The sequence below is a fragment of the Nostoc sp. DSM 114159 genome, from assembly GCF_053470285.1.
Map to the genome: position 1 here is coordinate 4958940 of NZ_JBPFEH010000001.1, position 17626 is coordinate 4976565.

The 17626-nt window shown below is 40.6% G+C and carries 19 protein-coding genes; 12 read left to right on the forward strand and 7 right to left on the reverse strand.

From position 1 onward, the window contains the following. Positions 1 to 169: 169 nt before the first annotated feature. Positions 170 to 850, reverse strand: coding sequence for a PEP-CTERM sorting domain-containing protein (locus ACR5KR_RS20480; RefSeq protein WP_445630738.1), 681 nt, complete (start codon positions 848 to 850; stop codon positions 170 to 172). Positions 851 to 1398: 548 nt separating this feature from the next. Beyond that, the gene (locus ACR5KR_RS20485) at positions 1399 to 1917 is read right to left on the reverse strand and encodes a DUF456 domain-containing protein (protein WP_448267804.1); all 519 of its coding nucleotides are present in this window, start codon (positions 1915 to 1917) and stop codon (positions 1399 to 1401) included. A gap of 155 nt (positions 1918 to 2072) precedes the next feature. Between ACR5KR_RS20485 and ACR5KR_RS20490 the strand changes: the two genes are divergently transcribed. Continuing rightward, positions 2073 to 2987, forward strand: coding sequence for a M48 family metallopeptidase (locus ACR5KR_RS20490; RefSeq protein WP_448267805.1), 915 nt, complete (start codon positions 2073 to 2075; stop codon positions 2985 to 2987). Between the two features lie 200 nt (positions 2988 to 3187). Here the strand turns inward: ACR5KR_RS20490 and ACR5KR_RS20495 are convergent, their stop codons facing one another. Together ACR5KR_RS20495 and rpaB are read right to left on the reverse strand one after the other, a co-directional pair. After that, entirely contained in the window at positions 3188 to 3829 is a 642-nt protein-coding gene (locus ACR5KR_RS20495; RefSeq protein WP_445630735.1) for a cofactor assembly of complex C subunit B, read from the reverse strand. 214 nt (positions 3830 to 4043) lie between these two features. Then, the gene (rpaB, locus tag ACR5KR_RS20500) at positions 4044 to 4772 is read right to left on the reverse strand and encodes a response regulator transcription factor RpaB (RefSeq protein WP_292866575.1); all 729 of its coding nucleotides are present in this window, start codon (positions 4770 to 4772) and stop codon (positions 4044 to 4046) included. 171 nt (positions 4773 to 4943) lie between these two features. Here rpaB and radA point away from each other — a divergent pair, with 171 nt between their 5' ends. Then, a complete protein-coding gene (gene radA / locus ACR5KR_RS20505; RefSeq protein WP_448267807.1) occupies positions 4944 to 6470 on the forward strand; it encodes a DNA repair protein RadA in 1527 nt (508 codons plus the stop codon). A gap of 344 nt (positions 6471 to 6814) precedes the next feature. Then, entirely contained in the window at positions 6815 to 7090 is a 276-nt protein-coding gene (locus ACR5KR_RS20510; protein ID WP_448267809.1) for a hypothetical protein, read from the forward strand. Positions 7091 to 7156: 66 nt separating this feature from the next. On the opposite strand, the gene ACR5KR_RS20515 is transcribed toward ACR5KR_RS20510, so the two are convergent. Then, the gene (locus ACR5KR_RS20515; RefSeq protein ID WP_448267810.1) at positions 7157 to 7441 is read right to left on the reverse strand and encodes a hypothetical protein; all 285 of its coding nucleotides are present in this window, start codon (positions 7439 to 7441) and stop codon (positions 7157 to 7159) included. A 173-nt stretch (positions 7442 to 7614) separates the two neighbouring features. Between ACR5KR_RS20515 and ACR5KR_RS20520 the strand changes: the two genes are divergently transcribed. From ACR5KR_RS20520 to ACR5KR_RS20550, 7 genes are all read left to right on the forward strand, one after another. Next, entirely contained in the window at positions 7615 to 10272 is a 2658-nt protein-coding gene (locus ACR5KR_RS20520; RefSeq protein ID WP_448267811.1) for a protein kinase domain-containing protein, read from the forward strand. A gap of 42 nt (positions 10273 to 10314) precedes the next feature. Beyond that, a complete protein-coding gene (locus tag ACR5KR_RS20525) occupies positions 10315 to 10563 on the forward strand; it encodes a UPF0175 family protein (RefSeq protein WP_448267812.1) in 249 nt (82 codons plus the stop codon). Then, positions 10560 to 10718 (forward strand): hypothetical protein, encoded by a 159-nt coding sequence (locus ACR5KR_RS20530; protein ID WP_448267813.1) that lies wholly within the window; start codon positions 10560 to 10562, stop codon positions 10716 to 10718. The genes ACR5KR_RS20525 and ACR5KR_RS20530 overlap by 4 nt, the downstream gene beginning before the upstream one ends. Positions 10719 to 10721: 3 nt before the next feature. After that, positions 10722 to 11048 carry a DUF3368 domain-containing protein gene (locus ACR5KR_RS20535; protein ID WP_448267814.1) on the forward strand — a complete coding sequence of 109 codons (327 nt, stop codon included), beginning with the start codon at positions 10722 to 10724 and terminating at the stop codon, positions 11046 to 11048. A 221-nt stretch (positions 11049 to 11269) separates the two neighbouring features. Further along, complete coding sequence (locus tag ACR5KR_RS20540; protein ID WP_448267815.1) at positions 11270 to 11368, forward strand: DUF433 domain-containing protein; 99 nt, start codon at positions 11270 to 11272, stop codon at positions 11366 to 11368. A gap of 212 nt (positions 11369 to 11580) precedes the next feature. Beyond that, entirely contained in the window at positions 11581 to 11820 is a 240-nt protein-coding gene (locus ACR5KR_RS20545; protein ID WP_190948550.1) for a hypothetical protein, read from the forward strand. Next, positions 11813 to 12262, forward strand: a complete 450-nt coding sequence (locus ACR5KR_RS20550; RefSeq protein ID WP_445630724.1) for an HNH endonuclease — start codon at positions 11813 to 11815, stop codon at positions 12260 to 12262. The genes ACR5KR_RS20545 and ACR5KR_RS20550 overlap by 8 nt, the downstream gene beginning before the upstream one ends. A gap of 383 nt (positions 12263 to 12645) precedes the next feature. Here the strand turns inward: ACR5KR_RS20550 and ACR5KR_RS20555 are convergent, their stop codons facing one another. After that, complete coding sequence (locus ACR5KR_RS20555) at positions 12646 to 13113, reverse strand: hypothetical protein (protein WP_448267816.1); 468 nt, start codon at positions 13111 to 13113, stop codon at positions 12646 to 12648. A gap of 471 nt (positions 13114 to 13584) precedes the next feature. Between ACR5KR_RS20555 and ACR5KR_RS20560 the strand changes: the two genes are divergently transcribed. Together ACR5KR_RS20560 and ACR5KR_RS20565 are read left to right on the forward strand one after the other, a co-directional pair. Beyond that, positions 13585 to 14448 (forward strand): Uma2 family endonuclease, encoded by an 864-nt coding sequence (locus ACR5KR_RS20560; protein ID WP_448267817.1) that lies wholly within the window; start codon positions 13585 to 13587, stop codon positions 14446 to 14448. Positions 14449 to 15027: 579 nt separating this feature from the next. Further along, positions 15028 to 16275, forward strand: coding sequence for a protein kinase domain-containing protein (locus tag ACR5KR_RS20565; protein ID WP_448267818.1), 1248 nt, complete (start codon positions 15028 to 15030; stop codon positions 16273 to 16275). A gap of 177 nt (positions 16276 to 16452) precedes the next feature. Here ACR5KR_RS20565 and ACR5KR_RS20570 read toward each other — a convergent pair whose 3' ends face one another. Continuing rightward, positions 16453 to 17373, reverse strand: coding sequence for a c-type heme family protein (locus tag ACR5KR_RS20570; protein ID WP_445630720.1), 921 nt, complete (start codon positions 17371 to 17373; stop codon positions 16453 to 16455). Positions 17374 to 17626 lie beyond the last annotated feature (253 nt).

Consider the following 17626-nt stretch of genomic DNA (forward strand, 5'->3'; position numbering starts at 1 on the left):
TTAATTGAATTGGTATAAGGTTAAGAAAATTCAGCATTCATATAGATTTATCTGGCAGTATAAAAAATTCGACCTGGTTGGGAGAATTTTGCATTCCAGCCAGATCGAAATAGATTAATTAGAGTTACTTTTAGCAATTAAAAGTAACTTTTTTATATTTAGGATAGGACTATTGAATGACACTTTTGCGACGACGAGACATAATCATGCCAGCACCAACTAAACCTAAACCTAGCATTGTGGTTGGCTCAGGAACGCTAACTGCTTCGAGAGTTAAGTGGTAAGTGCTTGTAGCTCCAGAAAGAGAAGCACCCAAATTGCCACTCGCAATAGTTTTTCCATTGAAATTAAAGTTCCCTGTAATCCCATCCAATATTACGTCATTAATGTCAGTAGCCGATTTCCGAATTCTGGTAACTACAGAATCATCTAGATCAAAGGTAAGAAGTGCAGTAGTAGAACCCAGGGTTCGCGATCCGAAATTAATGAATGGAGTGTAAACCCCTGTAGAGTATGTAGCTTTTGTGGTTGTTCCGCTTGATGGTAGATTAGCTATCTTGGTTAAAGTTAGAGGGTTAATGGTAATACCTGCGCCTGGGTTTAAATTTGGTGAGAAGAATTTAAAATCACCATCAGTGTCAACACCATCAACATCGACAAATTTAATGGTAGTCTTAGCTGGATTGATTCCATCACTAGGAACGATAGATGTACCATTAAGACCAATACTCCCGTTCAGGGTTACAGCTTGAGCCGAACTAGCAGATGTGAAAATCCCAGCGGTAGTCAAGGGGATTGCAAAACTAGCAGCCAAAGTCGCGTTTACTAATTTAGATTTAAAATTAATCATGAGTGTTTGAGAGTCCTAATAATAACCTGGAACAGAGAAATTAATTGCTTGACTTTTACTATCAGTAATCTATTTAAAATACTGTCAGTGAAAGCTAAACTTGCGTGATGTATTTCTTATCTCCATAAAATCACATAGACTTAGAACCTGCAATATTTACTGAGTGGTCTTCATCACATCTTCAATTAACAAATAGTCTTCATAAAATTTTAATTTCTTACATATCTGCACTTCGTATATCTCTTACTCTCTAGGGTTGAAATTATTGGCAATAGCTCCAACTTCAAGAAAAAGTATTTACGTAAATATACTTATAATAATATATAAAAATACTATTAGCGGCTAAACTCTATTTTAGATAAATGGAGTATGAAGTGTATTTATAATCTTTCTAGTTACTAAATATTTAGTGAAACGGTTCCTCTCATAGAAGAAATGGGAGGAACCTCTGTATTTGTTTACTATAAATAGTCTTTTTGAATCTTTGTAACAAACAGCTAGTTGCTAGCTATTATCTCTGTTCTCAAATCTGTCAGATTTTTTAAATGCTAAGAGCCATATACCTGTGGCCAGGTTGTTATAACAAAAACTACAACTGCGGCGATCGCTAACAACCCTTGAATCAAATTTCCAACCAAAGACCCAACTACAATTCCTGTACCTGCTTTAATCGCCAATCCAAATTCACGTCGGTAAAGGTACTCACCAATAATTGCTCCCAAAAGCGGGCCTAGTAAAATTCCTAACAATGGCCCCCCAAAAGGTAAAGTTGGCAATAATCCCAAAAATCCTACCACTAAACCAACAATTGCGCCAATTTGCCCCCACTTGCTAGCTCCAGCTTGTTTTGCTCCTACATAGCTAGCTAAAAAATCTACTCCGACACTGAGCAGTAAAACTATAATTGTCACAATTAGTGGAATCTTGATAGCTGCAAAGGAACTACTAACAATGCCCCAGACAATAATTGCAATTAAAATTAAGCTGCTACCAGGAATGGCTGGAACTACAGCACCAATAATACCCACAAGCATTACAGCAACTAATAGCCAATAAATAATTTGCATAGATTAATTGTAAATTTCCAAATTTTCTCATAAAGACGCACGTCCGTGCGCCCCTACTGTTTATTCTATCTGGGTAAGATAGCGAAAAATGCCTAGTACACTGTGGTGTAAGTTTGCCTAATGCTTCTAAACTGCTATTAAAAAGCTCAAAACCTATGACGAGAAAAATATTAACTGGACTAAGTTCGGAAGCCTACGAACACCCCTTCGATCGCAAGGCCTTGGCTTCTTTACAAAATATGCCCGGTGTCTCACTACTACTCAAAAAAATTAACGAATACGGTATCGATCGCCTACTTAGATTGCAAAGTCTTGGTAGTGAAATCAGAATTTCGCCCCGTAATTTTCCCGAATTACATCAAGCATTTGTAGAAACCTGCCAAATTCTTGATGTTGCTCCACTTCCTGAATTGTATCTATTTCGAGGCACAGGTCACATTCAAAGCTACATTGTTGGCGTGGAAAAACCCATTGTCGGTATCAATTTAGATGCAATGGAGTGGCTTGGCGTAGATGAATTGCTTTATGTTTTCGGACACGAAGTTGCTCGAATCAAGAGTCAGCATATGGTTTATCACCAAATGGCAATTGTTATGCCAACTTTGAAAAATTTGTTGAGCAGTACCACACTGGGAGTTGGTGGCTTGGTAGCTGGTGGAATGGAATTAGGTTTGTATAATTGGCGGATGATGGCTAGGTTCACTGCCGATCGGGCTGCAATGCTAGCTTGTCAGGATATTGACGTAGCAACTACTACACTGATGAAACTTGCGGGTTTACCAGATGAGTACTTGACTAGTGCTGTAATTGAAGATTTCCTCGTTCAAGCCCGTGAGTTTGCATCCAATAACTTTGATAGCGTGGATAAAGTCACTAAAATATTAAGCTATACAGAGCCTGGGCTTTCTTGGATAGTTATGCGGGCTGGCGAATTATTAAAATGGGTTGATTCAGGAGCTTATGATAATTTAATTCAACAGACAAATTTAAAGACAGCGGCAGAACTAGAAGAAAAAGAAGCAAAGACACTAGAAGAAAAGGAAGGGTGGAATTTTTTGACTTCTTGGTGAGTTAATAATTCGTAATACTTCGGCTCCCTTCTCTACGAGAGGCTGTGCCAACGACTTCGCTCAGGGCAAGACGCTCAGTACAAGTTCGTAATTCGTAATTAACTATAGATAGAAGTAAGTTAATTTGAGTTAATAATTACAAATTACGAGTTATTCTGACAGACGATCGACCCAATTCTAGGTTAGGTTACTTGGTTGGATCAAATCGAACTAAGAGTAACGGCTAACTTATCAGCAATTCCTGCAATCCAGTTTTCATCTTGTTTGGTGTAACTTCGAGGAGCATTCGCTCCCAAAATTAATGCACCTTGGTTGCCAATAGGTTGACAAATTACACCTTGAGTATTTTCTGGTAAATAATCAAATTCAAGCCTACCTGGATATATTTTTAGAGCAACTAGATAAATCGGTTTTTGTTTTTCGAGTACCTGTTTTAAGATTACTCCTGGCACAACTTCAGATTTAGTACCCAGAATCCCGCGACGCAACAAAACTTTACCTTGATAAAAAACCACAAGCGATCGCGTTACTGTATTAGTCAACAATAAATGAGATGCCCAGGCTAGCTCTGTTTTCACGGTTTCGGGTAAATCTGGTGCGAGTACAAAACCTTCTTCTCCAATTAGTTCTACAGTATCAGGCGATCGCGGCTGAACTTGCTGCCAAATTAAACCTGTCAAAATTAACACCGCACTCAAAATCACGCCCACTACATCACCACGCGATTGAGACTGGGTTAATTCCGGTGTTAATAAACGGTTAATCAATAAAAGTACAGCGCCTAGCCCACCCACAACAATGGGCAGACGCCGCAAAACTCGATTAGGATCGGGTTTAGTCATTTGTCATTTGTCATTTGTCATTTGTCATTGGGGAGGCAGTGCGGTCTTGGGGTCTCCCCAAGTGGAGCAACTGCCGTCATGGGGCATTGGGCGTTAGGAGTGCTGAGTAATGAGTAATGAGTTAGGAGTTATTCTCCCCCTGCTCCCACTTCGGCTACGCTCAGTGACCACCTGCTCCCCTGCTCCCCTGCTCCCTGCCCCCTGCCTCATCTCCTCACTCCTCTCCTGGTTCAATAATCCGCTGGAAAAGATAACCAGTACCCCGCGCGGTGAGAATCAATTCTGGGTTGCTAGGATCGTCTTCTAATTTTGCCCGCAAACGCGATATATGCACATCTACTACGCGGGTATCTACATGACGTTCTGGTGTATAACCCCATACTTCCTGCAAAATTTCCGAACGAGAAAAAGCTTCTCCAGAGCGACTGACTAACAACTCTAACAAGCTGAACTCCATACCCGTCAATCGAATCCGCTCATCGCCTTTGTAGACTTGTCGCTTATTCGTATCAATTTTAATATTCGCGACATGAATTACCCCAGAGCTGGGAATACCAGAAGCACCGTTTTTATCTACTCGCCGCAGCACCGAGCGAATCCGGGCTTCTAGTTCCTTGGGGGAAAATGGTTTAACTACATAGTCATCAGCACCCAATTCTAACCCGGTGATGCGATCGGCGACATCACCCAAAGCTGTTAGCATAATAATGGGGACATCTGATTCTTTTCGTAATTCTTGACATACACCATAGCCGTCTAGCTTTGGCATCATTACATCTAAAACTACCAGGTCAGGCTCAGTTTTGCGAAAAGTATCCAAAGCTTCTTCCCCGTCGCCAGCGGTCACTACATCGTAGCCAATCATGGAAAGGCGTGTTTCCAAAATCCGGCGAATGCTGGCTTCGTCGTCTACCACCAAGATTTTTTCTTTATGGCTTTCCAAGTTTCTCTAGGCTCCTTGACTAAAAATTTACATGATTAATTTTTAATACCATAATATTAAGATATCATTCCATGAATTGATTTGGAAAAAGCTCTAAATACCACATATTATTAGTTTTTAGTTTTTTTCAAGAATTAAGTAAATATTAAGATTATTTAATAAGATTTAAGAATGGCAAAGCCAAAAACCTTTTTTGTTTGTAATGAATGTGGAGCAGAATCGCCCCAATGGTTTGGTAAGTGTCCAGCTTGCGGTACTTACAACTCTCTAGAAGAACAAATTTCGATTCAATCCTCAGTAGATGTACCCAGTCGGGGAGGAGTGAGTGGTTGGCAATCAACTCAAGGCAATGGCAAATCTCACGCTAAACCAGCTAAAGCGCGAGCCTCCTTAACATTTAACCAAATTACCGATCGCCAAATCGCTCGCTGGGAGTCTGGTTATGGAGAATTAGATCGAGTACTTGGAGGTGGGGTTGTCCCTGGCTCGATGGTGCTGATTGGTGGCGATCCAGGTATTGGTAAATCGACTTTATTGTTGCAAGTATCTAATCAATTAGCACAGAAATATCGCATCCTTTACGTAACTGGTGAAGAATCAGGACAGCAGGTAAAATTACGAGCTTCTCGGTTGGGAGTATCAAAACCCCTAAGTATGGTAAATGAGGAGAAGGTAACAGTAGTAGTAGATACTACGATTTCTATAGACCCTGACAGTATAGGTGCAGATTTATATGTACTGCCAGAAACAGATTTAGAAGAAATTTTACGAGAAATAGACTCTCTCAAACCAAATGTGGCGGTAATTGATAGTATCCAAACAGTGTTTTTTCCAGCGCTGACTTCTGCACCAGGTTCAGTAGCTCAGGTACGAGAATGTACCGCAGCACTGATGAAAGTGGCGAAGCACGAAGATATCACCATGCTGATTGTGGGACACGTCACCAAAGAAGGAGCGATCGCTGGGCCAAAAGTTTTAGAACATTTAGTCGATACAGTATTGTATTTTGAAGGCGATCGCTTTGCTTCCCATCGGTTATTACGGACAGTCAAAAACCGCTTCGGCGCAACTCACGAAATCGGCATCTTTGAAATGGTGACAGATGGATTGCGAGAAGTCTCCAACCCCTCAGAGCTATTTTTAGGCAACCGTGACGATCCCGCACCCGGTACTGCGATTGTGGTTGCTTGTGAAGGCACTCGCCCGATCGTTGTAGAATTGCAAGCTTTGGTGAGTCCCACTAGCTACCCCTCACCCCGTCGTGCTGGAACTGGCGTAGATTACAACCGCTTGGTGCAAATTCTCGCCGTTTTAGAAAAACGGGTGGGAATTCCCATGTCCAAGTTGGATTCCTACGTTGCTTCTGCGGGTGGGTTGAATGTGGAAGAACCGGCGGTAGATTTAGGAATTGCGATCGCAATTGTCGCTAGTTTCCGCGATCGCATCGTCGATCCCGGTACAGTATTAATCGGTGAAGTTGGGTTAGGCGGACAAGTGCGATCGGTTTCCCAAATGGAACTGCGGTTGAAAGAAGCTGCTAAGTTGGGATTTAAAAGAGCGATCGTCCCTAAAGGACAAAAATTCCCCGATCTTGATATCGAGATTTTACCCGTTGCCAAAGTAATAGATGCAATTATCGCCGCCATCCCGCATCAAGAATTGACAGCCGACGATTTAGAACCCGATGAAGATGAGTAACTACTGGGTACTAGGGAGATGAGGGAGATGAGGCAGGGGGCAGGGCTGCGGGAATTGAACCTGAAAATTAGACTTTTTGTAAATAATTTAGGATTGCTAGATTTAGTTAAAAATTTGCTAAATCTAGCTTTTTTTTATAGCAATAAAATTTTAAATAACTCGAATTAGACATAATTTATTCTCATTAAAAATTGGGAATTATTGATAGAAATTTTTGAATTCATAGTTGACAAAGTATAATTTTATACATTAGTATAAAACCATGATAAAGGCGATCGCCCAATCCCGCAAAAGATGAATGCGATCGCCCTTATCGGCCCCCTTATCAGGAGATAAATACAATCATGGCACAACACGAAGATTCCGCCCAGTCAAAGTTAGAACAGTTCTTAGGTGAATATTTAAATACACCTGCTCCCAAAGAATTTACTCAAAGCCCATTTCCCAAAAGAAAACCTATCAAGCATATATTGATAGGTTCTCTTGAAACCGTTACCAGTACCATTCACCATTTGCAAATAATTGGCTACGCTAGCGTAGGAGATTGGAGTCCACTGGTACCAACGGGAAGTCCAGATGAAGTAATGAGTATTCTAATCCGGCAAATCCCGATCCAATAACCCAAATGTAGAGACGTTGCAATGCAACGTCTCTAATTTTTCTGAATCCAGAATTCTGAATTCTGATTAGTTCCTATCCAATCCTTCTTCCTGGTTTCCTGTTTCATTAGATTTTTGTGCTTCATTAGCAATCATGCCATTGATGTAGCTAACAATTATCGCTAATTCTCCAATTGCTTCCAGTTCAGCAGCTTCTTCTGGTGTTTCAGAATCAGCAGTTTTTTTATCAACAAGTTCTTGCATTCGATCTGACATTTCATCTGTAATTTTAAACAGATAAAGTTTATTGACTTTTTGAAGTTGAATACCATTCTCTAGCCAGGATGAAGGTTTGATTACTAGTGGTGTCATAAGTTGATTACGATCAAATACACTGCTTATTGTAAGTTCCATGAGAATCGCCTTAAATTTATCTTCCTAAACAACGCCAAGTCAGCTATTGGCTGCTATGTCGAGATATTTGGCAAAAACTGATATTTATGATGTGCCAAAATAAAATATCAGTGAAACTACGGTTTTGACTAATGGCGTGGAATTCTGGGCAGCAGTTGTTTGGTGGACGCTACATCATTGAGAGAAAATTAGGCGAGGGTGGAGTTGGTATTACCTATCTGGCAAAAAATCGACGCGGCGAGTTGCGAGTCATCAAAACCCTCAGAGAACAAATCCTCAATCATCCTGACTGGATACCACATCAAGATAAATTACGGCATGACTTCCGGGATGAAGCTTTGCGACTGGCTTTGTGTCGCCATCCTCATATTGTGCAGGTAGAAAACGTTTTTGATGAAGGTTATTTTCCCTGCATGGTGATGGAGTATATCGAAGGCGAAGATTTGGGAAAGCGAATAACCGAAAAAGGGGCTTTACCAGAAGCCGAAGCACTGCAATATATCAGGCAAATTGGTGAAGCTTTGATACTGGTTCACGACAAAGGCTTACTGCATCGGGATTTAAAGCCGGGTAATATTATGATGCGTGTGGGTAAACCAGAGGCAGTGCTAATTGACTTTGGTATTGCCAGACAATTTATTCCCGGTGGAGTTCAACAACACACACAAAATCTTACCCCTGGTTATGCACCACCAGAGCAGTATTTACCTGATGCAGAACGGGGAGAATATATTGATGTTTACGCCTTAGCCGCCACGTTATATTCTTTGCTGACTGGAGAGTTGCCGATGCCAGTACCAGTCAGACTGCAAAATTTTACCATGCGATCGCCTAAAGAATTGAATTCGAGTGTGGGCGATCGGGTGAATGAGGCAATTATGCGGGGGATGGCGTTAAATTACAAGTTTCGCCCCCAGTCAGTACAGGAGTGGTTGGATTTGCTGGGTGCAAGTCCCATACCGCCAACACAACCAGTAATATCTTCTCCTCAAACACCCCTATCTTGGGAATGCGTCCACATCATCCCAGGTATTTCTGGAATAGCCCTTAGTCCCAAGGGAGATATCCTAGCAAGTATGCCAGGTTCAGTTATTCACTTGTTTTCATCAACTACAGGTGAACTTATCCGCACCCTAACTGGTCATTCCGAATTGGTTGGTTTCGCAGGCGTAGCCATCAGTAGTGATGGGCAAATGCTGGCTAGTGGTAGTGAAGACAAAACCATCAAACTGTGGTCAGTCGCAACAGGTAGAGAAATTTGCACTTTCATTGGTCACTCCCACGCTGTTAATTCCGTTGCCATTAGTAATGATGGTAAAATACTAGCCAGTGCTAGTGCTGATAAAACTATCAAATTGTGGTCAGTCGCCACAGGTAAAGAAATTCGTACCCTGACCGGTCATACCGAATCAGTTTTTTCCGTCGCCATCAGTACTGATGGGCAAATTGTCGCTAGTGGTAGTGTGGACAAGACTATCAAATTGTGGTCGGTGGCAACAGGTAGAGAAATTCAAACACTGACTGGTCATTCCCACTATGTTTTTTCTGTAGCCATGAGTAGTGATGGGCGAATACTGGCTAGCGGTAGTGCTGACAAAACCATCAAACTGTGGGAACTCTCAAAAAATTGGCTGCAAAAGATCAAGGTTACAGAAATTCGCACGTTGACTGGTCATTCTGACGGGGTTTATCCCGTAACCATCACTGGTGACGGACAAATTCTGGCTAGCGGTAGTTGGGACAAGACTATCAAACTGTGGTCAATCCCAACAGGTAGAGAAATTCGCACTCTGAGTGGCTATTCTGATTTGGTTTTGTCCGTCGCCATCAGTAGTGATGGTCAAATGCTGGCTAGTGGTAGTCGGGATGGGAGTATCAAACTATGGGAAGTAGTCACAGGCAAAGAAATTTACACCCTGACTGGTCATTCTAACTCGGTTAATTCCGTCGCCATCAGTAGTGATGGGCAAATCCTGGCTAGTGGTAGTGCTGATAAAACTATCAAACTGCGGTCAGTCGCCACAGGCAGAGAAATTCTCATTTTGAGTGGCCATTCTAACTCGGTTAATTCCGTCGTCATAAGTAGGGATGGGCAAATTCTGGCTAGTGGTAGTGCTGACAAAACTATCAAATTGTGGGAAGTTGCAACAGGTAGAGAAATTCGCACTCTAACTGGTCATTCTAAATCACTTTTTTCCATCGCCATTAGTAGTGATGGGCAAATTCTGGCTAGCGCTAGTACGGACAACACTATCAAGCTGTGGTCAGTGGTAACAGGTCAAGAAATTCACACCTTAACTAGTCATTCATCGTATGTTATGTCTGTAGCCATGAGTAGCGATAGGCAAATACTGGCTAGTGGTAGTGCTGACAACACTATCAAATTGTGGTCAGTGGTAACAGGTAAAGAAATTTCTACCCTAACTGGTCATTCTTGGCATGTTATGTCCGTAGCCATAAGTAGCGATGGGCAAATACTGGCTAGTGGTAGTGCTGACAACACTATCAAATTGTGGTCAGTCACAACAGGTAAAGAAATTTGTACTCTAACTGGTCATTCTAACTCGGTTAATTCCGTCGCCATTAGTAGTGATGGGCAAATCTTGGCTAGTGGTAGTGCTGATAAAACTATCAAACTGTGGTCAGTCGCAACAGGTAGAGAAATTCTTACCCTCAGTCATTTTGACTCAGTTAATTCCGTCGCCTTTAGCCCCGATGAAAATTGGCTTGCTGCTGGAGACAATAGCGGAAATATCAAAATATGGCGATCGCAGCTAGTTGTGGAATAACAGCGTCACAATAATATTAGAACTTGCAAACAATTAATATATATGAGCGTCATTATATCCGATGAAACCTTAAATGCCTGTGGGATGACCGCAGCCGAATTTAAGCAGGAAATTGCATTGCTATTGTTTCAGTCTGGTAAATTGCCTTTAGGACACGCCAGCAAGCTAGCAGAAATGGATAAAGTACAGTTTCGACAGCTGCTCAAAGAGCGCAAAATTCCGCTTTACTCTTATGATATAGAAGATTTTGAACTCGATTTAAAAAACTTGCGAGAGTTAGGCAGGTTGTGATTGTAATTAGTGATACCTCGCCAATCACCAACCTAGCTGCAATAGGTCAATTAGACTTACTTAGGCAACTATACAATACAATCCTGATTCCGAAAGCTGTTTATCAAGAACTAACAGCTACAGGTGTACCTGTACCTGGTGCAATTGAAGTGTAAACGTTGAAATGGATTGAGATGCGCCAAGTAACAAATCGCTCCCTAGTCACAACCCTTTTACGACAGCAATTGGATGAAGGTGAATGCGAAGCAATTACACTTGCGATTGAACTCAAGGCAGAATTGCTACTTATTGATGAACGTCGAGGTAGAGCAAAAGCTGATAGCTTAGGATTGCGGATTACAGGGTTGTTAGGTGTTCTCATCGAAGCCAAACAAAAGGGATTTATTTTAGCTGTTAAACCTCTACTTGATGAGCTAATTGCTAACGCGGAGTTTAGAGTTGCTGACGATCTCTACGCTCGTATTTTAAATACTGTAGCAGAGTAACATAGATACCGTTTAAGCAATGCAAGACGAGCAACACTTGTGGACGGATAATTTTAGAAAACGGAAATGAATACGCGATTAGTCGATTCGCTGGTACAAATCATCGAATCCCTCACCCCAGAAGAACGCATTTTTCTGCAACAGCGACTAAGCAGCCAGCCAATTCAAGTAACGTCGGTGTCTGCGGGGGACAGCCACGCATTCGCAATACGCGCATCCCTGTGTGGACGTTGGTGGCTTTTCGCCAACAGGGAGCAAATGAGGAAGAGTTACTGCGAAACTACCCTACCCTAACCCATGACGATCTAAAAGCTGCCTAGACTTATTATGAACAGCACCAAGAACAATTAAATCGAGCAATCATCACGTTCGCTGAGGATGATGATGGTTAAGCTTTACTCTAATGAGAATTTTCCAATGGATATAGTCAGAGAACTGCGCCAGTTAGGCTATTATGTCCTAACTTCCTATGAAGCAAGCTATTAAAACACTAAAATAAAAGCACATATCAATAAATTATATCGCCCTAACTATGACAACCGTAATCGCTAGACCTTCATCCTTGATTGGCAGTATCAGAATAGAAAAGCTGGATAAATTTAATCTGTTCAAATTTAATGATGAACTGCAAGCACGGATGGAAGAACTTTTAGAACGCAAAAAAGCTGATTTACTAACTCCAGAAGAAGTTATCGAACTTGAAGAAATTGGAGAACTAGATAGAATTTTTACCCATATTAATGCGATGCTGGTAGCTCAAAAAGATGATTGATGATGCTACTAAAGAAATTGTCCGAAAACGCGCCAATTATTTGTGCGAGTATTGCCATTCTCCAGAACGCATTTCTACAACAAGATTTACAGTAGACCATTTGATACCAAAGTCTATTGGTGGTGATGATGAAATTAATAATTTAGCCTTGGCTTGTCGCCGTTGTAACGAACGTCGCTACAACTTTATCGCGGGATATGACTCAGAGACTCAAGCAGTAGTACCCCTCTTTAATCCTCGTCAACAAATTTGGTCAGAGCATTTTCTCTGGTCAGCAGATGGTAGGACAATTATCGGAATTACACCCACTGGTAGAGCAACCTGCAAGCGACTTGATATGAACGATGAACGCTATCCAGAAGATGACTCAATTCAGAGTGCGCGAGGTTTTTGGTTTCAAGCTGGGTTGCATCCTCCTAGTGAAGATCGCCGAAAAACCTAGTCGCTATAATTCTCTTTAGCTGAAGCGTATTGCTCTTGAACCTACTACTATTTAGCTCTAAACACAAAAATTTTAACTTTAAACGAAAATATTCTCACTTCAAACCACAATGTTCTCGTTTTAAACCAGAACGTTCTCACTTCAAACCGAAAATTTCTCGTTTCAACCCAAAACATTCTCACTTCAAATCGAAAATTTCTCGTTTCAACCCAAAACATTCTCACTTGAAACCGAAATGTTCTCGTTTCAACCCAAAACATTCTCACTTGAAACTAAAATATTAATGCTCTGAACTCGGAGTGTCTCACTTTAAACGAAAACACCCAAGCTCAGAGCAGCAAGTTTTATGTTTTTAGGTACAAGCGTCGAGTTAATTTCTCGACTTACGACGTTTGTGGTTGCGCTTTTTTAGCTTTCCGCGCAAATCTTCGCCCTAAATCATCAACCATTGGCTCTAAACCCGCGCCTTTACCACTAACTTTGGCATAGTTATATACCATCAAACCCGCCGCATAAGCTTCGCTACCAACAGCCACAGATGTATCATCCACCAGTCCTTGCAGTTGCGTCAACGACAGCATAATGGGGTACAGGGCTTCAAATAGTTCGATATCCTGACGCATTTCATTCAAGTCAAAAGAACGCGGTAAAAAGTCAGGGTTTTGTGTGGCGATTTCCAAAGCTTTACTCACAAACGCCCGACTCTTATCGCCCAGCTTGGGTAAAGCTTTACGTTCCTCGGTTGTCAAATCAATCAAGAACGGTAACTTTTCGCGGATAGTAGTAATAGCTTGCATCACGGCTTCCCTGTCTGCGGAGGAAAGTTTTGCACTGACTTTATTATCTGCCATTTTTCATACACCTTTAATGGGACTAAATTTCAGTATTCCCCAAGTAATTTAGAAAGTAATAGTTATTTATAAGCAATTAAGAAAATTTTTTTTACCTTTAAATAAGTGATATCTTGCTAATTACCAACCTTGAGCAAGTTTCACGATTAGAGTTCAGTGGCATTTCAATACTTTTCGGGTTTTGGGGGAAAGGGGAAAGGGAAAGGGTTTGAATTTACCTTTTCCCCTTTGCCCTTTAACCTTTTCCCAGACCAAAAGAGAGATTGTTAGGCTTATCCGAAAAGTATTGAGTGGCATTTTACCCAAGGAAGCCGAACATTTAGAGATAATAGTAGCAAAGGTAATCTTCAAATTTGGCGTTAGCAGAGCGGTGCATGAACACTTCGCAGCTAGTTGTGGAATAACATTAATTTTGAATGCGTGAATACTTCGGCTACGCTCAGTACAAGTTTTGAATTTTGAATTTTTAATATGACTTCTTCTCCCCATTACATCCCTCAATCTGACCCACCGCTTCCTCCTTGGGAAACCCTACCAACAATGTATGATTTACCAAGTGACAACCCAGAGGAACCAGGCTTGCCAGACGATTTCCACTTTTTACAACCCTTACTTTTATACTTAACTTTTCAGCCCATGAACTGGAATCCCGAACTAGTTTACAGTGCGGCTGACCTTAATCTCTATTATGATTTACAGCATCCTTTGTGGTATAAACGCCCAGATTGGTTTGGTGTAGTAGGTGTAGGAAAATTATATAAAGGGTATAAAGGCCAAGACTTGCGGTTAAGTTATGTCACTTGGCAAGAACCAGCAAATCCCTTTGTAGTTGTTGAGTTATTATCTCCAGGTACGGAAGACGAAGATTTAGGCACAAGAAGAGAAAGTGCAGCAGATAAACCTCCTAGCAAATGGGAAGTTTATGAGCGAATTTTGCGGATTCCCTACTATATTGTTTTTAGTCGCTACACTAATGAACTTCGGGCTTTTCAGTTAGTCGGCGGTCACTATGAACCGATGAATTTGACGGAAGGGCGCTTACTAATGCCAGAGATAGATTTAAGTTTAGGCTTATGGCAAGGTTCATTTCGAGATATTGAAAAGTTGTGGTTAAGGTGGTTCACTTTGACAGGAGAATTAATTCCCGCACCCACAGAGGAAGCTGCTGCTGCAACTGAACGAGCTATAATTGCTGAACAAGAAGCTACAGAAGCTAGACAAGAAGCTACAGAAGCGAAACAAGAAGCTGCTCAAGCCAAACGAAAAGCTGAACAATTAGCAGAACGTTTGCGTCAGTTAGGCGTGAATCCTGACGAACTAAATGAATTATTGTAGCTTCAGGAGTCTTTTCTGATACGCAGCATCATTTTCTGCTTTTGAGGAATCACTTGTAATGAAAACTTTGATAGCTGATACCGAAGCCGCTATCTGATAATGATATTAGCTCTCAGAAAGATTAATTTTTGAGAGCGATCGCATATTTAGCACTTGAAATACATATAATATTTCTTTCAGCAAGTCTATAGCAACCTCATTTTTTATGAAAAACTATGATGTCACGCTATATCCTTACTGTTCCTCAACCCAGTTTCAATTGGGTAACTATGGGGATAAGGTTCAGCAGCAAATCTCAAAGGCGATGCCCTGAACATTTGCAGATATTACCGCAGACACTGATTATGTTGCAGCGGCTAAAATACTTAAGTATTAGTATTACGATCGAATTACTCAAGTTAAAATCGTCTATTTGGTAACACAAGACCATCAGAAAATTGTAGAAAAGTGTATTTCCTTGGCTTGATAGTGGTGCTAACCTCAATTTAAAGGATGTTATCAGCCCTTATCTGCTAGAGTTCTGACTTTCAGCAAATTAGATAATTTATCAATAACAAAATCGCTAGGAGTGCGATGATGATGTCACAGTCCCCTATGACAAGACCAGAAATAGCTGCTGGAACTCTAATCGATAACCGCTATATTATCCAAAAACTTCTAGGACAGGGAGGATTGGGACGAACTTACTTAGCATTTGACACTCGTCGGTTTAATGAAGCCTGTGTTCTCAAAGAATTTGCACCCATTGGCACAGGCGAAAGTGGACTGGAACAATATCGGAACTTATTTAAAAGAGAGGCAAAAATTCTTCATCAATTGCAACATCCTCAAATTCCTAAGTTTTTGGCTTGCTTTGAAGGAGATGGTCGGCTATTCCTAGTACAAGAGTATGTTGACGGTAAAACATATTCAAGACTGCTAGGAGAACTGCAACGTCAAGGAAGAAATTTTTCTGAAGACGAAGTTATCCAGTGGCTAAAGAATCTGCTGCCTGTTTTGGAATATGTTCACCAGCACAACATTATCCATCGAGATATTTCTCCAGACAACATCATGTTACCCGATGGCAAGGATCTGCCAGTGCTGATTGATTTCGGGGTAGGCAAGCAAATTGCTGATATTAACGAAGGAAGAAGTTCCAACCACCAGGTAACGTTTGTTGGCAAAATGTCCCTTGTCGGCAAAGTTGGATATGCTCCCCGCGAACAGATTAGTTTGGGTTTATGTTCGCCCTCCAGTGACCTTTATGCTTTGGGTGTAACTGCTATTGTATTACTCACAGCTAGAGATCCATCTTTATTAATGGATCAATACTCACTTGAATGGAACTGGCGTAATTATACCTATGTTACTGATGAGTTTGCTCAAGTGCTTGATTGTATGTTGGAAGATAGACCTAACAAGCGATACCAAACAGCCAGTGAAGTTCTTGGAGATTTAGAACGTATTGGAGAACCAGAAATAGCAATATCTTCTGCATTCATGGTTGATGATTTGCCGGCTACAGTATTTAACCCTGAATTTCAGGCTATGTCAGCCATATCGCAGTCATATAACCAACCTGAAGAAACAATTTTTAATTCACCTACTAGTCCACAAAATGGGCGAAAAATTGAACAACAGCAACAATCTTTACTCCAACCAGCATTTATCAAACATTGTCAGCAAGAATTAGCCTATCACATCGGACCAATGGCAAATCTGATTATAGAAGAAATACTAGCTCACAATCCTTATATTTCAGCTGACCAATTCATTGAACTTGTAACTAAGGAAATTCCTAACTTTCAAGCAGCTTTTGAATTCAAAAAAAGCTTATTTTCATAGAGATATAGACATTATGAAAGTAAGTTTAAGTCAAGAGATTTCATAAAAGTAACAAGGTTTTTTAGCAAAGCTACACGCAAGGTCTTCTACAGAAGTCATTGCATTAGCGTAGCAGTAGATAGTTCACGTACCTTTGCAAAGAAGCAAGCTAAATGTAGCCTCTCGTAGAGAGCATCATTATGAATTATTGTAATCGCCTGTACCTCCTTGAGTACGTTTGATTCTTTTCATTGCCATTTCTAAACTTAACTGCATCCGTTTAAAGGCTCTAGCTAAATTACCGATTTCATCATTAGACATCTGCTCAAATTCAACTTCCATATGTCCCGTACTAACTTCTTCGGCTATACGAGTCATGCGTTTGAGAGGAATTACAACTTGTCGATTCAAGAACAAGTTGACTAATAGGATAGTCGCTATAAATATAGCTGATACAATCAAGATAATTAGTAAAGAAGACTGATTTGCTTTATTAATGACATTCTTGGCGGGTACTGATATAATCTGAGCGCCAACAATTTCATTAAGTTTCCACCCAAATCCATTAGCAGCACCATAAAGACTAATCATACTTTGAGGTGCAGCTTCAGGTACGCTATGACAGGCCAGACAGCTTTGTTCAGACACTGCTAAGGGACGAGCAATATAAAAGATATCCCCACCAGGAATTGAGCGAAATCCACTAACTTCTTTAAGGTCTGATTTATTTCTGAACTGTTCTACAATTTCCGTCTCAAAACCGTCAGCCTTATCCCGAAGATTTGTGGGATTGAGAGTTGCTTCTTTATAAAAGAAATCACGGTAGTCTGTTGTTTTCCGTAAAATTTCAAACACTTCTCGTGCTGAGTATCCAGGAACGGTTTGCGGCAAAAATTCAGTAGCCAATTTATCAACTAGCTCTGGATTTACTTGAGTACTGGTATATTTACGAACAGAACTCATTGTTTGAATGAGCATGAGACCAGTGGAGCTAATATCTTGTTTAGCATTCTCCCTCAGTAGAGAAGAAAGAGTAAATCCACTCAAGCTCAAACCAAATGTCAAAATTACTAGTAGCAGAATTGTAAATTTTTGTTTCAAATTTAAATTCTTTAGCATAATTTTAGATTACCTACAAGTCAAATTATTATGAACAAATATATCTAAAGTTACTGTTTACTCTAGCATGAGCAATCAAGTTTCATATTTTCGTATAAGGGCATAGTTTAGGCAAAACTATGAGGGTATATTCAAACTTTATACTATTAGTAATTATTGAGGTTAATCAAAATGTTATCTAAGTAACTAAGTTCTCAAAAGCTACAACAGCAATTCAAATGGAATTCCTAAAAATTCGTGTTGGCTGTTCTGA